The organism is Arthrobacter oryzae (genome assembly GCF_037911235.1).
GTDB classification, from domain to species: Bacteria; Actinomycetota; Actinomycetes; order Actinomycetales; family Micrococcaceae; genus Arthrobacter; species Arthrobacter oryzae_E.
In genome coordinates, this window is record NZ_JBBLYW010000004.1 from 1 (window position 1) to 21353 (window position 21353).

Sequence of the window (21353 nt, forward strand, 5' to 3'; positions counted from 1 at the left end):
ACCGGGCGCCGCAGAGCCCCACGCACTGCCTGCGGTTTCGGTCACGGCCCTCGCCGGCACCAGTGAATGGTGCGACGCCGAGGTCCTGCGGAAGCTCCGCCGCCGGTCGCTGGCGGCGCTGCGGGCCGAAGTGGAGCCGGTGGATGGGGCCGCCTACGGACGGTTCCTCCCGGCCTGGCAGAATGTCCGGCTGCCCGGACGCGGCCGGGGCCAGTCCGCCCTGCGCGGGCTGGACGGCATCATCACGGCCGTCGACCAGCTCTCCGGCGTGCCTGTTCCCGCGTCAGCGTGGGAGCCCCTCGTCCTCGCCAGCCGCGTCAGCGACTACCAGCCCGCCATGCTGGATGAGCTGATGGCTGCCGGCGAGGTTCTCTGGTCCGGCGCCGGCGCCCTCCCGGGCAATGACGGCTGGGTGAGCCTGCATCTCGCGGACTCGGCCGACCTCACGCTGAACCCTGCAGCGGACTACCAGCCGGGGGACGCGCAGCAACGGCTCCTGGAGCACCTGCAGAACAACGGCGGCGGCTACTTCTTCCGCCAGTTGACGGACATTGCGGGCGGCATGGACTCCGTCCTGAGCGACCAGGATGTGGTGTCGGCGCTCTGGGACCTGGCGTGGGCGGGCCGCATCACCGGAGATACTTTCGCTCCGGTCCGGGCCATGATCGCCGGCGGACACACAGCGCACCGGCAAGTTGCCCGGGCGCCGCGGGCACGCGCACCCCGCATGAGCAGACTGGGACGCGCCCACGGAACAGGCCTGCTGGGATCTGCCGGGCTGACCGGCGGACGCTACGGCTCGGCCACCGGCGCTGCTCCCACCCCGCCGCTGGCGGCCGGCCGGTGGTCTGCACTGCCGTCGCCGGAACTGGACCCGACCATCCACGCCCGCGCCACGGCAGAGCTGCTGCTGGACCGGTACGGGGTGGTCACCCGCGGCTCGGTCATGGCGGAGAACATCCTGGGCGGCTTCGGCCTGATGTACAAGGTCCTGGCCAGGCTGGAAGAGGCCGGGCGCTGCCGCCGGGGTTACTTCATTGAACATCTCGGTGCCGCCCAGTTTGCCGTTCCGGCCACGGTGGACCGGCTGCGGTCCTATTCGGAGGACTCCCAGCTGGCGAAGCCTGAGCCCTTGGCCCTGGCGCTTGCCGCCACCGACCCCGCCAACCCTTACGGCGCCGCGCTGCCCTGGCCCGCGCTCAGCGTCGAAGCCGGCAGCGGCCACCGGCCCGGCAGGAAGGCCGGAGCCCTGGTGGTGATGGTCGACGGCGCCTTGACCCTCTACGTCGAACGCGGCGGCAAGACACTGCTCGCCTTTGACGACGACCCGGAGGTGCTGGCCGCCGCCGCAGCAGCCCTGGTGGGGGTGGTCAAACGCGGCGCCGTGGACAAGCTCATCATGGAGAAGGTCAACGGCCACGGCATCCTGGACACTCCCGCAGCCGCCGCCCTGACCCACGCCGGCGCATACTCGACTCCGAAAGGACTGAGAATCCGTGCCTGAAGGCGATTCCGTCTGGCGGGCGGCCGCGCAACTGCACGCCGCCCTGGCCGGGCACCAGCTCACCGCCTCCGACTTCCGGGTGCCCCGGTTCGCCACCCTCAAGCTGGAGGGCTGGACCGTGGACGAAGTGGTCCCGCGCGGCAAGCACCTCCTCATGCGGCTCCGAGGCCCGGCGGACGAACAGCTGACCATCCACTCCCACCTGAAGATGGAAGGGACCTGGCAGGTCTACCCGCCCGGCGGCCGCTGGCGGAAACCGGGTTTCACTGCCCGGTGCGTCCTGCGCACGGCCACGGCCGACGCCGTCGGGTTCTCCCTCGGCATCCTCGAAGTGGTCCGCACCGCTAACGAGGATTCCATCGTCGGCCGTCTGGGGCCGGATCTCCTGGGGCCGGACTGGGACATGGCGGAGGCGGAGCGGCGGCTGCGTGCGGCGCCGGACGTCCCCATCGGCGTGGCCCTGCTGGACCAGCGCAACCTCGCCGGCATCGGCAACATCTACCGCTGCGAGGCCTGTTTCCTGTCCGGCATCCATCCCGCGGCGCCCGTCTCCGCCGTGACAGACCTGCCCGCCATGTTGGCCACTGCCAAGCAGTTGCTGGAGGCCAACCTGGGGCCGGGCCGGCGGACCACCGTGCTCAACCCCCGCGGAATGCCCGTCGGCCGGATGGCCGGCAGGCCTGGATACTGGGTATACAGGCGCGAGCACCAGCCATGCCTCAAATGCGGTACGCCCATCCGCCGGGGCGTCCTGGCCAAAGGCGCCCGGACAGGGACCGGCACAGAGGAACGGGACATCTACTTCTGCCCCACCTGCCAGCCACTGCCGGCCGGAACCGCCTGATCCGCCCCTGATGCGGGTGTCGGCGGGCGGCCGGACTCCGGCACGGTGAACCACGGCAACAGCAGCTGCACCAGCGGTCCGATGGCCAGGGCATAGACCACGGTGCCCACGCCCACCGATCCACCGAGCAGCCAGCCCGCGGCCAGGACCACGATCTCGATTCCGGTCCGGGACGTCCGCACCGACCACCCGGTCCGGCGAGCCAGCCCGGTCATCAGTCCGTCGCGGGCGCCAGGGCCGAACCTCGCGCCGATGTAGCAGGCCGACGCAATCCCGTTCAGCAGCACCGCCCCGGCCAGCATGCCGATCTGGCCCCCCAGATGGGAGAACTCCGGGATTAGCGCCAGCCCGACGTCGGCGAAAACACCTACCAGAACGGCGTTGCACAAGGTGCCGAACCCGGGCCACTGCCGCAGCGGAATCCACAGGAGCAGGACAAGGAAGCTAACGATGACGACCACTGCTCCGATGGAGAGTCCGGTCTTCCCCGCCACGCCCTGGTGGAAGACGTCCCAGGGGTCAAGGCCGAGGCCGGCACGGATGAACATGGCCAGCGAGATGCCGTACATGGCGAGGCCGGTGAACAGTTGAAGGAGTCTGCGGGTCATCATGGGAACCATCCTCCGTGACAACTGGCCTTGTAATCCATATCCAGTTTGAGATACTGGCTACATGTCCGGCTCCCTGAATCCCACTGCACTGGCACGCCTCCTCGGCGGGTGGAACGTCGGTGCGGCGCCTGCGTACCGCGAGCTGGCCGACGTCGTACGCCTCCTGGTCCTGGACGGGCGCGTCCCGCTGGACACGGCCCTGCCCAGCGAGCGGGCCCTGGCTGCCACGCTTGGCGTCAGCCGGACCACGGTGACGGCTGCCTATGCCGAGCTTCGGGAGCAGGGGTTCCTCAGCAGCCGCCAGGGCAGCCGCGGCCGGACCTGCATTCCCCGACGCATGCCCGCGGGCGCTGCCGGGCCGGGAGCCACCGAGCTGATCAGTCCGAACTCCCTGGCCGGCGCCCCGGGGCTAGCGGCGCCGCCGGGCCTGCTTGATCTGGCCTACGCGTCCCTGCCGGCCAGCGGCGAGGTGGTGCACCGCGCGTTCGCCGCAGCACTGACCGAGCTCCCGGCGCTGCTTCCGGGCTTTGGTTACGACGCCATCGGCATTGCGCCCCTCCGCGAGGCAATCGCTGCGCGGTACACGGCCGCCGGCGCCCCCACCACGGCGGACCAGATCCTGGTGACATCCGGCGCGCAGCACGCCCTGAACATCGTGCTCCGCACCCTGGCCGGCCGGCAGGACAAGGTGCTCGTGGACCACCCCACCTACCCGCACGCCCTGGACGCCATCCGGGCCAGCGGGTGCAGGCCCGTGCCTGTTGCACTCCCGCACGGACCAGGCTGGGACGTGCCCGGCATGGAAGCCGCCATGATCCAGCAGCGCCCCAAGATGGCTTACGTCGTGCCCGACTTCCACAACCCCACGGGCCGGCTGATGTCCGACCCCCAGCGCCGCCGGCTGGTCCAGGCCGCATCCGCCGCGGGGACGGTACTGGTGGTGGACGAAACCCTGCGCGAGTTGAACCTCGACGAATCGGAAACTGCCCCGCTGGCCGCCTTCAGTCCTGCGGTGGTCACCATCGGCTCACTGAGCAAGTCGCACTGGGCAGGCCTGCGCACGGGGTGGATCCGGGCAGGCAGCGCACTGATTCAGCGCTTCTCCGCAGCCCGCACCACCATGGACCTCGGCGGGGCCGTGGTGGAACAGCTGGCGGCGGCACACCTGGTCCGGTCGCTCGACGAGCCGCTTCCCGCCCGGCTGGCGGCCCTTCGCGAAAACCGGGCTGCGCTGCTTGACCTGATCGGCGGCGTCCTCCCGGGCTGGCAGCCGGAGCGGCCCGACGGCGGCCTGAGCGTGTGGTGCCGGCTCCCCGCACCGATCAGCACCGCACTGACGGTTATCGGACCCGACTTCGGAGTGAGGCTGGCGGCCGGCCCCCGGTTCGGCGTGGGCGGGGCCTTCGAACACTACCTGCGCATTCCCTTCACGCTTCCGCCCGGGCAACTGGAGACAGCGGTGCTCGCCCTTCGCTCGGCCCAGGAAAAGCTCGACGCCGCGCCCCAGCTCCGGCGCAGCCTCCGGCACACGCCCGCCGTCGCCATCGCCTGAACCGGCCCCTGACACGCGGGGACCTCCCATGACGCGCAAATTACCTGGCGCCCCTGGTATTCCAGGTGCGCCAGGTAATTTGCGCGTCGCCAGCCGCTTTGCGCGTCGCCGGGTCCTACGCGTAGACCTTCCCGAGGTACTCGCCCCAGGCCCTGGCCGTGGCTTCGGAATCCCCGTTGCCGCTGAAGTCGTGGACGGTCATGCCCACCGGGGCGCCAAAGACGTTGCGCCCGAAGAAGCGGTACATGGCGTCGGCGGTCCGCAGGCCCAGGAAGTTCTCGTTGGAGAAGTCCACCTGCCCGCTCAGCCGCCCCACGCCGTCGAGCTCCACATCAAAGGTGTCCCCCTGCGACGCGGCGTCCACGCCGAGTGCCTTCTTCAGCCGCACGAAGCCATCGGGCACCTGCGAAGCCGCGGGACCCTGGATGTCCGTAAACACCACGGGCCGGCCGTCGAAGTACTGCAGGTACTGGCCCAGGGTGTGGAGGTAGAACTCCGTGTGCTTGCTGGCGCCGTCATACTGCTCGTCCCAGTTGTCGGCGAAGATGCCGCTGTGCACGTAGTGCAGCCTGGCACGCCCGCCCTCGAGCGGCTCCAGGACATGCTCCAACTGGTTGAACCAGCCGTCCGGCCCCTCCATCAGCGACACGAGGTGCTGCGGGTACTCCTCGACGGTTTTCACATCCGGCCACTGGTCCGTGGGGAACATCCAGCCGGGCGTGCCCTTGGTGACGGCCTCCCAGACCCGCTCCGGAGTACCGGGCAGCTCGGTGTCGTAAACAATCTCGAATTTCCGGTTGTCAGTCATTGTCCTGTTCCTGTTCCTTGTCCCCGCGCGGGGTGGTTTCGTGTGGTTCCTTGAGTGCCGGGTGAAGCGCGACGACGAGCCGGTGCTTCCGCCCGGCCGTCCCGCCGCCGTCGTGGTACTTGTCCACGAGCCGGGTGACCGCAACGCCGAGCTCTTCGGCGAAGGCAGCGCGGTCCGCGGCCGTGCGGAAGGTGATTTCGCCGTCGATCGCGAAGGTGGCGAGTTTCTGCCGCGCGGCGGCCGCCCCGGCGATGAGCTTCCCCACTTCCTGGACCATGCGTCCGGCGAGCGCGAGCAGCCAGAAAGCCGAGAACCGGTCGGCAAACCGGTGCGGATCGGGTGCCACGGACGCCAGGGCAACGGGCGAAATGAGGTAGGACGCCGCGGTGGCCTGCAGCACGCGCTCCGTGACGTTTCCTTTGCGGCGCTCCTCGACTAGCTCCACCAGGCCGTGCCGCTCCAGCGCCTTGAGGTGGTAGTTCACCTTCTGCCGCGGCAGCCCCACTTTCGCGGCGAGCTGCGTGGCCGAGCCCGGCTCCGCCAGCTCCCGGAGGATGCGGGTCCGAATGGGATCCAGGGAAGCTTCCGCCGCCGCCGGGTCCTCGATCACTTCGATGTCCAACATGGTTTAAGTATCGCCACCGACAATTTTATTTGTCAAGAACTTTTTTACCGTCGGCTCGTAGTCCCGGCAAAGTAGAATGGACCGGTGATGCAATCCCCCCTCCCCGTGCGCGACGGCGTGAACGCGACCCGCCTGCGTCTCCCGGACGAGGGTCCGTGGGACACCGCCATGGACTACATGATGCACCGCTGGGGCCACATCGACCCGCAGGGCATCGAGGACCGGTTCGACGCCGGCGAGATCGTGGGCGAGGGCGGCGTCCCCCTGGACCGGCGCACCAGGCTCGAGGACCACACGTTCATCTGGTATTACCGCACGCTCCCGCCGGAGACGCGGCTGCCCGTTGAGCTCAGCATCCTGCACCAGGACCACCACATCCTGGTGGTGGACAAGCCCCACTTCCTCCCCACCACCCCGGGCGGCACCTACATCCAGGAGTCGGCCCTGGTCCGGCTCCGGAACCAGCTGAACCTCCCGGACCTGATCCCCATGCACCGGCTGGACCGGATGACGGCCGGCATCCTCCTGCTCTCCACCAATCCGGAGACCCGGGGGAAGTACCAGGTGCTGTTTGAGAAGCGCCAGGTCCAGAAGGAGTACGAGTGCGTGTCCGCCGCGGAACCGGCAGCGGGACATCCCGCCGTCGACTTCCCCGTGGTGGTCCGGAACCGGATGACCAAGTCCCGCAGCTACCTGCTGGCGGAGGTCGTCGACGGCGAACCCAATGCGGAAACCCGCATCGAACGGCTGAAAACGTTCGACGTCGGCACTTCAGCGGGTGCCCAGGAACGGCGCGCGCTGTACCGGCTTGAGCCGCACTCGGGAAAGACCCACCAGCTAAGGGTGCACATGGCGTCGCTGGGGCTGGGGATTGTGAACGATGCCTTCTACCCCGACCTGCTGGACAAGGCGCCGGACGATTACACCAGGCCGCTCCAGCTCCTGGCCCGCGGGATCCGATTTGTGGACCCCATCACCAAACAGCCGGTGGAGTACCGCAGCCGGCTCCAGCTCAGCGAGGCCCCGGCCTAGCCCTGCCTCACGGCCGGCAATCCGCGGGCACGAAAATGCGGTACCTTGTGCCCATGGACCTCGCCAATGCCGACACCTGGGGCGCCGCGATCTATTTCTGGATCATCCCCATCGTCCTTGGCGACGCCATTTTCCCGCCCGTCCCGTCCGAAATGGTGGTGATCACGGGCGGAGCACTCTCCGCGGAAGGCCGCGCGAACTACCTGCTGGTGGGGCTCCTGGCCGCGTTGGCTTCGTGGATCGGCGACGTTGTGGTGTTCCAGCTCTTCAAGCGCCGGCTTAGCCACGTCCTGGACCGCTGGAGGTGGGGCCGCAAATTCCACAGCGGCATCCATGCGGCTATCGCCAAGGCGGGCCGCTCCACCACCTACGGAGCCATCATCGGCGTGCGGTTTATCCCAGGCGGACGGCTGGCGACGTCGGCAGCCGCCGGCATCGCCGACGTCACCACCCGGGCGTTCAGCTTCTGCGCCGCACTCGGCGCCGTTCTCTGGGCCACCTATCTCACGGGGCTCGGCTATTTCACCGGTTCCGCGACCAAGCTGCCGTTCTGGGCCAGCTCGCTGATCGGTGTCGCCGTCGGGCTGGTGATCGGCGGGGTGATAGGCATGGTTGTCACCCGCCGCCGCGGCAGCCGGTCGCCCGTGGACGAGCCCGGCGACCCAGCCTAGACGGGAGCCCAGCGGCCGCGGCTGCGACGGAGCACCAAAAGTGCGCCGGTCACCGCAACGCGTTCGACGGCGTCGCGCATCATCGCGGCCGACTCCCGCGCCTGGCTGTTCTCCCCCGTGTACTCCGTTGGCTCCACCAGGAAACGGAGGTTCAGCTCGGGCACGCCGCCTGCAATCTGCAGCTGGTTCGATTCCACGTGGTGCCTTGTTCCGAGGGCTTCGACTGCAGCGGCCATCACGGCTTCGGGAGCATTGCCAGGCTTCAGCCCGGTGATCTTGAGTCTGGTCTGGAACGAGGGCATGGGATCAACCCTAACGTCCGCGCGAACAGTCAGCCCCAGCCCGAACCCGACGCTCTCTCACCTTTCGTCGGTTTTTCCCTGACGCTCTCTCACAGGTGAGAGAGCGTTAGGGATTTTCCCGCAGGAAGTGAGAGAGCGTTGGGCTTATCCGGTGTTGCGCAGGCCCGCCGCTACGCCGTTGACGGTGATGAGCATGGCCCGCTGGAGTCGCTCGTCAATCTCCGCCCCGGAGATGCCCTCACCCTCGGAACCCTCGGCCCGGATGCGGCGCATCAGTTCCACCTGCAGGTAGCTGATGGGGTCCAGGTACTGGTCGCGGATCTCCAGGGAGCGCTTGAGGGTGGGCTGCGCGTCGAGGAGCACGTGCTCGCCCGTGAGGTTCTGGACTTCCGTAACGGTGAGCTCGTATTCCTCCCGGATGGCCCGGAACAGGTGGTGCAGCTCTTCCGGGACCAGAGTGGAGACGTAGTAACCGGCAATATCCATGTCTGTCTTGGCCAGCGTCATTTCCACGTTGGATAGCACCGAGCGGAAGAAGTGCCACCGGTCCATCATTTCCGTGAGCTGTTCCGTGTTGCCGGCTTCGCGGGCCGCCTTGAGCCCGGAGCCGACGCCGAACCAGCCCGGCACGATCTGCCGCGACTGGGTCCAGCCGAACACCCACGGGATGGCGCGCAGCCCGCCCAGCCCGGCGCCGGAGTCCGGGCGCTTGGACGGACGCGAGCCGATGTTGAGGGAGCCGAGCTGTTCCACCGGGGTGGAGGCCATGAAGTACGCCGGCAGGTCCGGATCGTCAATGAGCGAGCGGTACCGTGCGAAGGCGGCATCGGAGATGGTCTCCATGACGTGGCCGTAGCGCTCGCGCTGGTCCTCGGACGTGCGGGGGGTGCGGTGCAGGGCGGAACCCTGCATCACGGCGGCGAGGGAAAGCTCCAGGTTCTCGCGTGCCAGTTCCGGCAGCGAGTACTTGTCCGAGATGACTTCACCCTGCTCGGTGAACTTGATTTCACCTTCGAGGACGCCGTTCGGCTGGGCCATGATCGCGTCATAGGTGGGTCCGCCGCCGCGGCCCACGGATCCGCCGCGGCCGTGGAAGAGGCGCACCCGGACGCCGTGCTTGGCCGCGACGTCGCGCAGCTTCCGCTGGGTCTTGTGAATTTCCCACTGGCTGGTCATTACGCCGGATTCCTTGTTCGAGTCCGAGTAGCCAAGCATGATTTCCTGCACGTCGCCGCGCAGCCGGACCAGTTCCCGGTAGGACGGATCGGACAGCAGCTGGTCCACGATCTCCGCCGAGGCCCGCAGCTCCTCCACCGTTTCCAGCAGGGGCGCAAAGCCGATCTTGGCGTACGGCGCATCGCCGAAGAGGCTGACGAGCCCTGCCTCGCGGGCCAGCACGGCCGCAGCCAGGACGTCGTCGGCGCCGCGCGTCATCGAAATGATGTACGTCTCGATGACGTCCGGGCCGTACGTCTTCAGGGCACGGCGGATCTCACGGAAGACGTCGTACGTTCCGTCAGCCACGCCGTCGAGCTTAATCGGATGGCCGGACAACGGGCGGCGGGACCCGAGTTCCGCCCCCAGCACTTCCAGGCGCTCGGCCCGGCTGAGTTCGGAGTACCGCAAGCCGGGGCCGCCCAGTCGGTCCATAAGCTGCCCGACGGCGTCATGGTGGTGGTCGGCGTGCTCACGGATGTCCAGCGTGGCGAGGTGCAGCCCGAAGGAGGCGATGGCGCGGCGTACCCGCGCGAGCGCACCGTCTGCGGCCAGGCCGGCGTGGTGGTGCCGCAGCGATTTCTCCAGCAGCCCGAGCTCGGCGAGGACATCTGCGGTGGATGTGTAGTCCCGGCCGGGCTCGTGGGAGGAGCCGGACGCCACGCGCTTGGCCGTGTTGAGGAGCTTCGCCTTGATGCAGGTGAGCTTGAGCCGGTAGGGCTCCTGGGCATTGAGTTCCAGGACCCGGCGGTCGAGTCCCGGCAGGTTCTTGAGGTCCGTGTCGATCGAGTCCAGCAGCTCCTGGTCCGCCCCGGCCAGCGCCGTGGAGTTGGACAGGATGGCGATGAGCTCATCGATCATGGCGATGCTGATGCGGACGGCGTGCTGGTTCTGGATCTGCAGGATTTCGCGGGTGACGGCGGCGGTGACGTTCGGGTTGCCGTCGCGGTCGCCGCCGATCCAGGAGCCGAAGCGGATGGGGGCCTTCTGTGACGGCAGCGTGACCTGGTGCTCCTCCAGCAGCTCGGACAGGTCCGAGAGCATTTCCGGCATGGCATCGGTGAGGATGCTGTTCAGGTAGTAGATGGCATTGCGGGCCTCATCCACCGGGGTGGGGCGGACCTGGCGGAGTTCGTCCGTCTGCCACATCTGGTCGATCACTTCGGCGAGCTGGCGGTCTTGGCGGCGGCGGGCGGAGGTGCCTTCCTCCGTGGAAACAGCGAGGACGTCCGAAAGCCGGCGGATCTTATCCAGGACGGAGCGGCGGGAGGCCTCCGTGGGGTGGGCCGTGAAGATGGGGCGGACATCCAGCTCGTTGACCACTTCCTGCAGCACGGAGGGACCCGCCTGGCTGGAAATCTCCGCCACGGCTTTGGCCAGCCAGCCGTCCTTTTCCTGGCGCGTCCGCAGTCCGCGGACCCGGTGGACCTGCTCGGCGGCGTTGGCCAGGTGGAAGTAGAACGCAAAGGCACGGACCAGGTCGGTGGCCTGGTCAATGGGCAGGGAACCGAGCAGTTCGCGGACCTGGGCAACGACGTCGTGCGAGCTCCAGGGGCCGGTGGCGTCGGCGCCGCCGCGGGCGGCTTCCTTGGATTCCTTGGTCAGGAGGCGGACCTGTTCCACGAGATCGAGGAGTTCGGGGCCGTGCTGGCGGACCAGCGATTCGCCCAGCAGCGTGGAGACGCGCCGGACATCCGCCCGGAGTTCGGATGCCAGATCGGCGCTGGCAAGGTCAGTGCCTGCGAGATGGGAGCCTGGATTTACAGCAGTGTCAGCCATGGAAACTATCTTTCGAGGGTTCGGACTTGGCTCGTACACTGCGCTGGATACTGTGAGCCGGGTTACGTGTTCCTATGGGATGTTACCCGGCCCGGTTCCGGCGTGGGAATTTGTCTCAGATAGTGTTCGGGCCCTTGACGTCCGCAGCGGCGCCTGTTTCAGTGTGCCCCGCCGGCGGGTGCGCAGCCCGGATAACGATCTTCCCGGCGTAGGCATCAGTGTGGTCCGCCCCTTTCCCGGACTGGGTCGATTCGTGCCGCTGTTGCTTCAGTTCTTCCCGGGCGGCGGCAGCTTCCTGCTTCGTGGGTGCACCGGTGGCGGGGTCGATCATGCTCAGCACACTGCCCAGCGTGCCGGTCGCTCCTTTCGGGTTGCCGCCCCGTTTCAGTGCCGCCATCCCCGCCAGGGTGAACCCGGTGATAATCGCCAGGCAGGCCAGCACCGTCAGCACTAACTCCACATCCGTCGCCCCTGCTTAGCGTGCAATCTTGAAGTTGAAGTTTGCCGTCCCCAGCGCGCCCCAGAGCCGGATCCAGACGGGAAGGAGCATCTCTGCGCCGCGTGCCGTGGTGATATCCCCCAGGTCAATCACGTCCTGGTGCCCAAGGCTCTTGAGCAACGTGGCCACCTCGCGCTTGGCCTCGGAATCGTTGCCCGAGACGAACACGGAGTGGTCGCCTCCGGCCGCACGTCCGGGGTCAACCATGAGGCTTGCGTTCATCGTATTAAGGGTCTTGACCACCTTGGCTTCGGGGAACGTCCGCTGGATCTGCTCACCCAGGCTGTCCGTGTTCACCGGGTTGAGAGTGGGCGGCATGCCGTGCGAGAAGTCCAGCGGATTCGCGATATCCACCAGGATCTTGCCCGCGAGATTTTCCGTACCGGCAGCGGAGAGCGCAGCGACGGAACCTGCACCCTCGGTGGCGTTGATTACCAACTCGGCGTCGGCCGCGACATCGGCATACGCAGCCAGATGGACATGCGGGTGGTCCTTGAGCCACTGACCGAAGGGAGGAGCTCCCATGGCATCCGGTTCCGTCCGGGCCAGCGTGGATTGTGGATCGCGGGTGCCGATGACGATTTCATGGCCGAGGCCTGCCAGCGCCCCGGCCATGGTCCGGCCAACGGTGCCGGTTCCCAGTACAGCAATTTTCATGGCGTCCTCGTTCTCAATGGCTTTGGTTAAGATCGCGGGGTAGACAGGTTCGTCTACTGGTGGGCTTGACGCTATCAGGCACCTCTGGCTACCGCAAGCAGTTCCTGGGAAAAAAGCATTACCGGTTGACCCGCACAAGCCGAAGCGGGCGGGACGCAGACAGACTTGTCTGTGTACCATGGACTCATGACGACGCCAGCCGCCTCCGCCGAGCGGGCTGTCCGAACTCCCGCCGGGCCCGCCAAGGAAAAGATCCTGGCGACGGCCTTCAGGCTGTTCTATGCGCAGGGACTCCGTGCCGCAGGCATTGACACCATCATCGCCGAATCCGGGATCTCCAAGGCCACGTTCTACAAGTACTTTCCTGCCAAGGACGAATTGATCCTCGCCTATTTGGACAGGGTCGACGCCATCTGGACCGGCCAGCTCCATGCTGCCGCGGAGGCGGCGGGTCCGGACCCCGCGGCGCAGCTCGTAGGGCTGTTCGATGCCCTCGCTTCCGCCTGCCGCCGTGACGGCTACCGGGGCTGCGCATTCATCAATGCGGCGGCAGAATCGGCATCGGGAACCCGGGTGCATGGGCGCACTGTTGCCCACAAGCGGGCAGTGCGCGCGTGGATGCAAGGGTTGGCTACCGAGGCCGGCGCCGCGCATCCGGACCGGCTCGCCCGTAGCCTCTCGCTGATCCTCGACGGCGGCCTGGCCAGCGGCGTGCTGGACGGTGACCCGGAAGCCGCAAAGACCGCCCGCGACGCTGCAGCCCAGCTTATTGCTGCAAGCGTAGGGACTCCGGAGTAGGGTTGCCGCGACGCCAGCTACTGCTTTGGAGGACCCCGTGAACACTGCCCCTGATGCCCAGCTGGAACGCTGGAACCGTTTCCGCGCCAACCGCAACAAGGCGCTGGCAGGCGAATACGGCTGGTTGACGCTCACGTCGTTCCAGTGGCTGGAAAGCCGGCCCGCCGCCGTCGACCTCATCCCTGGCCTTTGGTCCACGGACGGCACGACGGCGTTCCTCACCGCGTCGGCATCCGATGGACTGACGCTGGTGGAAACGGGCGAGGCCGTGGACGGCACCGTATCGGCCGTGCTGGCCGACGAGGAATCGCTGATGTGGGTGCAGTTTGGGGGCGACGACGGAAAGCAGGTGGTGGTGGAACTCGCCATGCGGGCGGACAGGTACGCCATCCGCACCCGCGATTCCCGGTCGCCGGTGTTTACGGAGTTCGACGGCGTGCCCACCTTTGACTACCGCCCGGACCTGGTGGTCGATGCCGAGTTCCGTCCCTATCCGGAGCCGGTGGACGTTCCGATCGGCACGGCCAACCCGCTGGTGGACGGCGTGCACCGGACCGTGGGCGAGCTGGTGTTCCGCCTGCCCGGCAAAGACCACGAGTTCCACCTGCAGGCCGAAGAGGAGAAGCTCGGCGCCCTGACTGTCACGTTCCACGACGAAACCAACGGCGACTCCACCGATGACTGGCGCAAGGTGTCAACAGCCCGGCCCAGGCCGGACGGCTCAGTTGTCCTGGACTTCAACCGCGCCATCAACTACCCGAGCGCGTTCACCCCGTACGGAACCTGCCCCATGCCGGTGAAGAACAACAGCCTGGATTACCGGATCGAGGCTGGCGAGAAGGACCCGATGATCGCCGATTGAGCGCGAACGGACAGTTAAGCCCCGCCACCATGCGCGAACGGACAGTTAAGCCCCGCGACCATGCGCGAACGGACAGTTAAGCCCCGCTGGCAGGGGCCGCAAGTGTCCGTTCGCGCCCGAGGGTCCTACACGATCGCGGATACCCCGGTGACGGCGCGGCCCACGATCAGCGTGTTGATCTCGAATGAACCCTCGTAGGTGTAAATGGCCTCCGCATCAGCGAAGATCTTGGCCATGCGGAAGTCGGACACGATCCCGTTCCCGCCCAGGATGGACCGCCCCATGGCCACGGTTTCGCGCATCCGGGCGCTGGTGTAAGACTTTGCCAGCGCCACCTGCGCCATGTCCGCACTGCCTTCCTGCTGCAGCTGGGCGATCCGGACCATCATGCCCATGCTGGCCACGGCGTTGCCCAGCATTGTGACCAGCTGCTGCTGGATGAGCTGGAATTTGGCCAGCGGACGGCCGAACTGCTGGCGTTCGACGGCGTGCTGCCGGGCGACGTCGAACGCCGCCAGCTGCTGGCCCACCGCCTGCCACGCCACCATGATCCGCGATCCCCGCAGCAGTTCGTTGGTGTCCTCGAAGCTTTCGATGCCGGCGAAGCGGTCCGCCTCCGCCACCCGCACGTCCCGGAAAACGATGTCCGCATTCTGCACCGTGCGCAGGGCGATCTTGTGTTCGATCCGGCTCCGGCTGACGCCCTGGAGGTTCGCGTCCACGATGAATCCCCGGATGGCACCGTCGGCCTCGTCCCGGGCCCACACGAGCATGTAGTCGCAGAACGTTCCGTTGCCGATCCAGCGTTTGGCTCCGTTAAGGATCCAGTAGTCGCCGCCGTCGTCCGCTCCCGCGGAAACGCGGCGCGCCCGCGTTTCCATGCCACCGGCCACGTCGGAGCCGTGCTCCGGTTCGGTCAGCGCGAAGGCGCCGGTGGTGCGGAGGCTGGCGGCGTCGTCGAGCAGGCGGCCCTTCTGCTCCTCGGAACCGAATCCGTAAAGGGACTCCACAAAGAGATCGTGGTGCACCAGGAAGAACGTCGCGATGGATGTGTCCACCCTGGTGATCTCGGCGATCACGAGGCCCGCGAACAGGTGGCTGTAGCCCCTCTGGGCAGGGGCGCTGAGTTCCAGGGCAGCCAGCTTGGGCAGAATGTGGGCCGGGAACTCGGCGTTGTTCCACCACTCGGTGGCGAACGGCGCAACCTCGGCCGCCAGGAATTCCCGCAACTCCGCCAGCTTCCGCTGTTCCCGTTCGCTGAGCAGCGCCTCAAACCCGAAGAAGTCGGCCGTGGGCAGGGAATCCACCGCGTTTGCGGCAGGGGCCCGCTCCGGGGTCGCCGCCGGCATCACTTCGGTCCCATTCGGATGGCGCCGTCGAGGCGGATGGTCTCACCGTTGAGCATGGCGTTGTCCACGATGTGCGCGGCCAGGCTGGCGTATTCGGCAGGCCTGCCCAGCCGGGAAGGATGCGGGACCTGCTTCCCCAGCGAATCCTGGGCGTCCTGCGGCAGTCCGGCCATCATGGGGGTTTCGAAGATGCCCGGCGCGATGGTGACCACGCGGATCAGGGATCGGGCCAGTTCACGCGCGATCGGCAAGGTCATAGCCGCCACCGCACCCTTGGATGCGGCGTAGGCGGGCTGGCCGATCTGGCCATCGAACGCGGCGACGGACGCGGTGTTGATGATGACGCCGCGCTCGGGCCCGCCGAGTTCGGTCACGGCGGGTTCGGTGGCGGCCATGGCGGCGGCGGCGAGGCGGATCACGTTGAAGGTGCCCACGAGATTGATCTGGATGACCCGGTTGAAGGTGTCCAACGGCAGCACGCCCTCGCGGCCCAGGACCTTCCCCGGGGTGGCGATGCCGGCGCAGTTCACCACAATACGCAGCGGCCCCAGGGCGACGGCGGCGTCGACGGCGGCCTGCACCTGGTCTTCGCTGGTCACGTCGGCAGGGACAAAAACGGCCGTTCGGCCGGCCCCGGCCCTTCCGCCGGACGCGCCGGCCTCGGCGGGGGCCCCCGGAGAACCGCCGGCCACCGCGCCCGCGGCCCCGGAGCCCGCATTCAGCTCCGCGGCGAAGGCCTCGCCCCGGGACGACGGCAGGTCCACCAGCACCACTGAACCCCCGGCGTCGAACAGGCGCCGTGCCGTGGCGGCGCCAAGCCCGGAGGCTCCGCCCGTAATGAGCGCGACAGTACCTTTGATGTCCATGCATCCTCCTTGATGTGGAACCGAACCCGGCATAACGCTAGTTAATGAATGTTAACTGGAATGGGCGCAAACCGCACACCGGGCAGACCCCTCGGGCGCAACCACAGGACAGCCCGCTAGGCTGGCAGCATGACCTCCCCCGACGCCGTCGCGCCCGCGGACTGGTCCGCCCGCGCCGACGAGGCCGCCCGCTCCGTGACCAGGATGTTCGGGCAGCGGCTGTTCTTCCTCCCCCGAACGCACATCGCGGCGATCGAACGCCCGTCCAGCCGGCTGAAAAACCTGATGCGCCCCTGGCACTACTGGTGGCAGGCCCACTACGTGGACTGCCTGGTGGACGCCGGACGACGGGAACTGGCGCGGGCTTCAAGGTTCGACGGCGGGGGCCGCCCCAGCGCCGGACGGCTGGCCTCGCAGCTGGTCACCGGCATCCGGCTGCGCAACTTCCTGACGGTGGTCAACAACTATTACGACGACATGGCCTGGCTCGCCCTGTCCACGCTCCGGCTGGAGAAACTGGCCGAACAGACGCGAAAACCGGGTGCCCGCCGCAACGCCAGGATCCGGCAAAGCCTGACACTGCAGTTCGATTCCGCCTCCACGGACGACCTGGGCGGCGGCACGTTCTGGAGCAAGAAGCGAGACTTCAAGAACACGCCCGCCACTGCGCCCGTAGCGCTCTACTATGCCCGCACCGGAAACACCGCCAGGGCACAGGCGCTGGTGGACTGGCTCCATGCCAAGCTGTTCGACCCCGTCCAGGGCATGTACCAGGACGGCCTGCGGATCGGCGCCGACGGCGAGGTGGTGCTGGAAGCCGCCATCTACACCTACAACCAGGGCCCGGTCCTCGGCGCGTTGCTGGAGCTGGGCGGCCCGGCCAACCTTGACCGGGCCGCCGCGCTGGTGGATGCCGTGGCCCGCAACCTGACGCGCCCCGCCACCCTGGCGTCGGGCAGGACCGCGGCCGTGCTCCGCTGCGATGGAACGGGCGACGGCGGCCTGTTCACCGGGATATTGGCGCGCTACCTGGCGCTGGCGGCCGTGGACCAACGCCTCCCGGACCGGACCAGGGCCACTGCGGCTGCCTTGGTGACGGAGACCGCGCAGGCACTCTGGGACGGCCGCCGCGCCGTGGATCAGGAGGAGCCGCTGGCACGGCACGGCGCGCACCTGGTGTTCCCGGTGTTCGCCGAGACACCGGCGAGCCGGTCGTATCCGGCGGGCGCCGCCGTCGAACTTTCCACCCAGCTTCAGGCCTGGATGGTGCTGGAGGCAGCCGCCGCGATCCGGCTGGCCGCCAATTAAGTCACGTAAAAGTTCCGTAATTGATGTGATCCTTATCACTTAAGCCTGCTTCGGCTTGGTTCCTTAGGTTTGGCTAACCTACAGTTTTTGGCAGTGAGCATGCCCTAACTTCCCCCTCACGCGGACTCCGGTCCACCAAGACTTTTTTCCAGAAAGAAGCCCCAATGAAGATCCGAACCAACGCGCTGGCAGGAATCGCACTCGCCGCCACCGCAGCTCTCGGCCTGACCGCCTGCGGCTCCGGAAGCTCCGCCCCCGCCACCAGCAGCGCCGCAGCGGGCGGCAGCAATGCCGGCGAAATCACCGTTTACAACGCACAGCACGAAAGCCTCACCAAGGAATGGATCGACGCTTTCACCGCGGAAACCGGCGTGAAGGTCACCTTGCGCCAGGGCTCGGACACCGAAATGTCGAACCAGATCATCCAGGAAGGCGCAGCCTCCCCGGCCGACGTGTTCCTGACGGAAAACTCCCCCGCAATGGCGCAGGTTGAGAACGCCGGCCTGTTCGCGGACGTGGACAAGGCCACCATCGACCAGGTGCCCGCAGAGTACCGTCCCTCCACGGGCAAGTGGACCGGCATCGCTGCCCGCTCCACCGTGCTGGTGTACGACAAGGCCAAGCTGAGCGAAGACCAGCTGCCCAAGTCCATGCTGGACCTGGCCAAGCCGGAGTGGAAGGGCAAGTGGGCCGCTTCACCGTCCGGTGCCGATTTCCAGGCGATCGTTTCCGCGCTCCTTGAGCTCAAGGGCGAAGCCGCAGCCGAGGAATGGCTCAAGGGCATGAAGGAAAACTTCAAGGCGTACAAGGGCAACAGCACGGCCATGAAGGCCGTCAACGCCGGCGAAGTGGACGCCGCCCTGATCTACCACTACTACTACTACGGCGACCAGGCCAAGACCGGCGAGAACTCCAAGAACGTCACCCCGTACTACTTCAAGAACCAGGACCCGGGCGCGTTCGTCTCCGTCTCCGGCGGCGGCGTGCTGAAGTCCTCCAAGAACGCGGCGGCAGCCCAGTCCTTCCTGAAGTTCATCACCGGCAAGAAGGGCCAGGAAGTCCTCCAGAAGGGCAACTCCTTCGAGTACGCAATTGCCTCCGACGTCCCGGCCAACGACAAGCTGGTTCCGCTGACGGAACTCCAGGCGCCTACCGTTGACCCGGCCAAGCTCAACTCCGAAAAGGTCACCGAGCTGATGACCAAGGCAGGACTGCTGTAACCCGTGCCAACCAAGCAACTCAGCGTCAAATGGAAATACTGTGCCAATTGACCTAGCGGCGCCGGAAACTTCCGGAAGCACGACGACGGCGGGTAGGGGCAAGCGCCCCCGCCCGCCTTTCGGCGTTTCCGCAGTATCCGTCATCGCCGTCCTGATTGCCCTGTTTTCGCTGATTCCGCTGGGGTACGTCATCGTGATGACGGCCGCCACGGGGTGGGACACCGCTGTCGGGCTGATCTTTCGCGAGCGCGTCGGCGAGCTACTGCTCAACACGCTGCTGCTGATGGCCATCACGGTGCCGCTCTGCGTGGCCCTGGGCGTGGGCGGAGCCTGGCTGGTGGAACGGACCACGCTCCGGGGGCACAAATGGTGGGCCGTGCTGCTGGCTGCGCCGCTGGCCATCCCCGCGTTCGTCAACAGCTACGCCTGGGTTTCGGCCATTCCGTCCCTTGGCGGGCTGTGGTCCGGCGTCCTGATCGCCACCCTGTCCTACTTCCCGCTGGTCTACATCCCGGCCGCCGCCACGCTCAGCCGGCTTGACCCGGCCATCGAGCAGTCCGCCGCATCGCTGGGTTTGGGCGCGTGGCGCACCTTCTTCCGCGTGGTGCTCCCCCAGCTCCGCATAGCCATGACCGGCGGGGCGCTCCTGGTCTCCCTGCACCTGCTGGCCGAATACGGCGCGTTCGCGATGATCCGCTTCGACACGTTCACCACCGCGATCATGGTGCAGTACCAGTCCACGTTCAACGGCACGGCCGGGAACATGCTGGCCAGCGTGCTGGTGTTTTTCTGCCTCATCCTGCTCCTGGTGGAAGTGCGAAGCCGCGGAACCGCGCGCTATGCCCGGGTGGGTTCGGGCGCGCAGGCCAGGGCGCTGCGGCTTCCGCTGCACGCGTACCAGGTCCCTTCCCAGCTCTTCCTGATGTGCCTCACGGCCCTGGCCTTCGGCCTGCCGCTGGTGTTCGTGCTGCGCTGGATTTTCGCCGGCGGAGCGCAGATCTGGGTGGCCGACGAGTTCCTTCCCGCACTGCTGCAGACCATGGGCTACGGCCTGGCCGGCGCATTGGCCACCACCGTAGTGGCCTTTCCGATGGCCTACCTGGCCGTACGGCACCCCGGCTGGTTCAGCAAGGCGCTGGAACTGTCCAACTACGTCACCAGCTCCATGCCGGGCATTGTGGTGGGCCTGGCTTTTGTGACCGTGAGCATCCGGGTTGCGCCGGGCTTCTACCAGACCACCGCGCTGCTCATCGCGGCCTATGTGCTGCTGTTTTTGCCGCGCGCGCTGGTGAACATCCGTGCCGGGCTGGCCCAGGCCCCCAAGGAACTCGACGAAGCCGCCCAGGCGCTGGGCAAGCCGCCGCTGGTGTCCTTCATCCGCGTCACCCTGCGGCTCACGGCGCCGGCCGCGGCAGGCGGGGCGGCCCTCGTGTTCCTGGCCATCGTCAACGAACTCACGGCCACCCTGCTGCTCTCCCCCAACGGCACGCGGACCCTTGCCACGGAATTCTGGAGCAAGAGCAGCGAGATCGACTACGCCGGCGCGGCACCGTACGCCCTCTTGATGATCCTCATCTCCGCTCCCATGACCTACCTTCTCTTCCAGCAGTCCAAGAAAGTGGCCGGACAGTGACCGACTTTTACACTTCGCGTGATGCCCCCTCCAGGCTTCCGGAGCCGCGGATCGCCCCGTCCGTGGCGCCGAGCACCAACAACCACCTGGAGATTGAGGCCGTCACCAAGAACTTCGGTTCACAGGCGGTCCTCAAGGGCGTCAACTTGTCCGTGGCAAAGGGCGGCACCACCGCGATCGTGGGCCCCTCGGGTTCCGGCAAGACCACGCTGCTGCGCCTCATCGCGGGCTTCGAGCATCCCGATACCGGCAGCATTTCCCTCAACGGCGCGAAGGTGGCCGGTGAGGGAAACTGGGTGCCGGCGCACAAACGCCATGTAGGCTACGTGGCCCAGGACGGAGCCCTGTTCCCGCACCTCACCGTGGGCCAGAACATCTCCTTCGGCCTCAGTGCCAGCCGACTTTCAGGCGGGCGGCGCGAGGTGGCGGCCCGCGTGGGCGAGCTCCTGGAAATGGTGTCCCTCGATGCCTCGATGGCCAAGCGCCGGCCGCACCAGCTCTCCGGCGGTCAGCAGCAGCGCGTGGCACTTGCCCGTGCCCTGGCCCGCGAACCGGAACTGATGCTGCTGGACGAGCCTTTCTCCGCACTGGACGCCGGCCTTCGCGTGGCCACGCGACGCGCCGTGGCCAAGGTGCTCAACGAAGCCGGGGTGACCACCATCCTGGTTACCCATGACCAAGCCGAGGCACTGTCCTTCGCGGACCAGGTGGCGGTGATGCGGGGCGGCAAGCTGGCGCAGATCGGCAATCCCTTTGTGGTCTACACCCGCCCCGCGGACCGCGCCACCGCCGAATTCCTGGGCGACGCCGTCATCCTGGACGCCTGGATGGAAGGCTCGCTGGCCACCTGTTCGCTCGGTGGCATTCCGGTGCGCAGGCCCCCCGCGCAGGGACGCGTGCAGCTCATGCTGCGGCCCGAGCAGATCCGCATTGCAGAGGACGGACCCATCCGCGGCGTTGTGGTTGACACAGACTACTTCGGGCCGGAAACCACGGTGCGCCTGAAGCTGGCCGTCCCGCCGGAACTGGCAGCCGGGGCTACCCCGGACTACCGCTTCCCGGGCGGCGGCGAAGTGATCACCATCCGGCACTGGAACGCCTCCATCGCGCGGCCGGGCATGGAGCTTTGCCTGCGCGTTGTGGGCGAAGCCGTGGCCTTCCCCGTGGACGAGGAAGCCAGCGCCTGACGCCTGCTGCCGCGGTTCACCGCTGCTGCCG

General features: G+C 67.6%; 20 protein-coding genes. 11 read left to right on the forward strand and 9 right to left on the reverse strand.

The window, feature by feature from the left end; translation table 11 throughout:
* Together WMN78_RS01240 and WMN78_RS01245 are read left to right on the forward strand one after the other, a co-directional pair.
* On the forward strand, positions 1-1504 hold a 1504-nt coding region (locus WMN78_RS01240; protein WP_425341098.1), incomplete at its 5' end, for an Lhr family ATP-dependent helicase.
* Positions 1497-2348 (forward strand): Fpg/Nei family DNA glycosylase, encoded by an 852-nt coding sequence (locus tag WMN78_RS01245; protein ID WP_340531559.1) that lies wholly within the window; start codon positions 1497-1499, stop codon positions 2346-2348. The genes WMN78_RS01240 and WMN78_RS01245, both read left to right, overlap by 8 nt.
* On the opposite strand, the gene WMN78_RS01250 is transcribed toward WMN78_RS01245, so the two are convergent.
* Positions 2303-2959: a hypothetical protein gene (locus WMN78_RS01250; protein ID WP_340531560.1), complete on the reverse strand. Its 657-nt coding sequence runs from the start codon at positions 2957-2959 to the stop codon at positions 2303-2305. The genes WMN78_RS01245 and WMN78_RS01250 overlap by 46 nt on opposite strands.
* Before the next feature lie 61 nt (positions 2960-3020).
* Here WMN78_RS01250 and WMN78_RS01255 point away from each other — a divergent pair, with 61 nt between their 5' ends.
* Positions 3021-4511, forward strand: coding sequence for a PLP-dependent aminotransferase family protein (locus tag WMN78_RS01255; protein WP_340531562.1), 1491 nt, complete (start codon positions 3021-3023; stop codon positions 4509-4511).
* Positions 4512-4626: 115 nt separating this feature from the next.
* Here the strand turns inward: WMN78_RS01255 and WMN78_RS01260 are convergent, their stop codons facing one another.
* Together WMN78_RS01260 and WMN78_RS01265 are read right to left on the reverse strand one after the other, a co-directional pair.
* Complete coding sequence (locus WMN78_RS01260; protein WP_340531563.1) at positions 4627-5319, reverse strand: SRPBCC domain-containing protein; 693 nt, start codon at positions 5317-5319, stop codon at positions 4627-4629.
* Positions 5312-5944, reverse strand: coding sequence for a helix-turn-helix domain-containing protein (locus WMN78_RS01265; RefSeq protein WP_340531564.1), 633 nt, complete (start codon positions 5942-5944; stop codon positions 5312-5314). Before WMN78_RS01265 ends, WMN78_RS01260 begins: the two co-directional genes overlap by 8 nt.
* Positions 5945-6031: 87 nt before the next feature.
* Here WMN78_RS01265 and WMN78_RS01270 point away from each other — a divergent pair, with 87 nt between their 5' ends.
* A complete protein-coding gene (locus WMN78_RS01270) occupies positions 6032-6976 on the forward strand; it encodes an RluA family pseudouridine synthase (RefSeq protein ID WP_340531651.1) in 945 nt (314 codons plus the stop codon).
* Positions 6977-7029: 53 nt separating this feature from the next.
* Complete coding sequence (locus tag WMN78_RS01275; protein ID WP_317780938.1) at positions 7030-7647, forward strand: DedA family protein; 618 nt, start codon at positions 7030-7032, stop codon at positions 7645-7647.
* Here the strand turns inward: WMN78_RS01275 and WMN78_RS01280 are convergent.
* The 4 genes from WMN78_RS01280 to WMN78_RS01295 all read right to left on the reverse strand — a co-directional run bounded on the left by WMN78_RS01280 (position 7644) and on the right by WMN78_RS01295 (position 12099).
* Positions 7644-7949, reverse strand: coding sequence for a hypothetical protein (locus WMN78_RS01280; protein ID WP_340531566.1), 306 nt, complete (start codon positions 7947-7949; stop codon positions 7644-7646). The genes WMN78_RS01275 and WMN78_RS01280 overlap by 4 nt on opposite strands.
* Positions 7950-8093: 144 nt before the next feature.
* Positions 8094-10943: a phosphoenolpyruvate carboxylase gene (gene ppc / locus WMN78_RS01285; RefSeq protein WP_340531568.1), complete on the reverse strand. Its 2850-nt coding sequence runs from the start codon at positions 10941-10943 to the stop codon at positions 8094-8096.
* Positions 10944-11058: 115 nt separating this feature from the next.
* Positions 11059-11403 (reverse strand): hypothetical protein, encoded by a 345-nt coding sequence (locus WMN78_RS01290; RefSeq protein WP_340531569.1) that lies wholly within the window; start codon positions 11401-11403, stop codon positions 11059-11061.
* Positions 11404-11418: 15 nt separating this feature from the next.
* Positions 11419-12099 (reverse strand): NADPH-dependent F420 reductase, encoded by a 681-nt coding sequence (locus WMN78_RS01295; protein WP_340531570.1) that lies wholly within the window; start codon positions 12097-12099, stop codon positions 11419-11421.
* 186 nt (positions 12100-12285) lie between these two features.
* Between WMN78_RS01295 and WMN78_RS01300 the strand changes: the two genes are divergently transcribed.
* Both WMN78_RS01300 and WMN78_RS01305 read left to right on the forward strand, forming a co-directional pair.
* Positions 12286-12897, forward strand: a complete 612-nt coding sequence (locus WMN78_RS01300) for a TetR/AcrR family transcriptional regulator (RefSeq protein ID WP_340531571.1) — start codon at positions 12286-12288, stop codon at positions 12895-12897.
* Positions 12898-12934: 37 nt separating this feature from the next.
* Entirely contained in the window at positions 12935-13759 is an 825-nt protein-coding gene (locus tag WMN78_RS01305; protein WP_340531572.1) for a DUF1684 domain-containing protein, read from the forward strand.
* A 125-nt stretch (positions 13760-13884) separates the two neighbouring features.
* Here WMN78_RS01305 and WMN78_RS01310 read toward each other — a convergent pair whose 3' ends face one another.
* A complete protein-coding gene (locus WMN78_RS01310; protein WP_340531573.1) occupies positions 13885-15108 on the reverse strand; it encodes an acyl-CoA dehydrogenase family protein in 1224 nt (407 codons plus the stop codon).
* Positions 15108-15974: an SDR family NAD(P)-dependent oxidoreductase gene (locus WMN78_RS01315; RefSeq protein WP_340531574.1), complete on the reverse strand. Its 867-nt coding sequence runs from the start codon at positions 15972-15974 to the stop codon at positions 15108-15110. Before WMN78_RS01315 ends, WMN78_RS01310 begins: the two co-directional genes overlap by 1 nt.
* 129 nt (positions 15975-16103) lie before the next feature.
* Between WMN78_RS01315 and WMN78_RS01320 the strand changes: the two genes are divergently transcribed.
* The 4 genes from WMN78_RS01320 (at position 16104) to WMN78_RS01335 (ending at position 21322) form a co-directional block, all read left to right on the forward strand.
* A complete protein-coding gene (locus tag WMN78_RS01320; protein WP_340531575.1) occupies positions 16104-17282 on the forward strand; it encodes a glycoside hydrolase family 76 protein in 1179 nt (392 codons plus the stop codon).
* 164 nt (positions 17283-17446) lie between these two features.
* Positions 17447-18502 carry an iron ABC transporter substrate-binding protein gene (locus tag WMN78_RS01325; RefSeq protein WP_340531576.1) on the forward strand — a complete coding sequence of 352 codons (1056 nt, stop codon included), beginning with the start codon at positions 17447-17449 and terminating at the stop codon, positions 18500-18502.
* A 40-nt stretch (positions 18503-18542) separates the two neighbouring features.
* The gene (locus WMN78_RS01330; protein WP_317780946.1) at positions 18543-20135 is read left to right on the forward strand and encodes an iron ABC transporter permease; all 1593 of its coding nucleotides are present in this window, start codon (positions 18543-18545) and stop codon (positions 20133-20135) included.
* Positions 20132-21322, forward strand: a complete 1191-nt coding sequence (locus WMN78_RS01335; protein ID WP_340531577.1) for an ABC transporter ATP-binding protein — start codon at positions 20132-20134, stop codon at positions 21320-21322. The genes WMN78_RS01330 and WMN78_RS01335 overlap by 4 nt, the downstream gene beginning before the upstream one ends.
* The last annotated feature ends 31 nt before the right edge of the window (positions 21323-21353 follow it).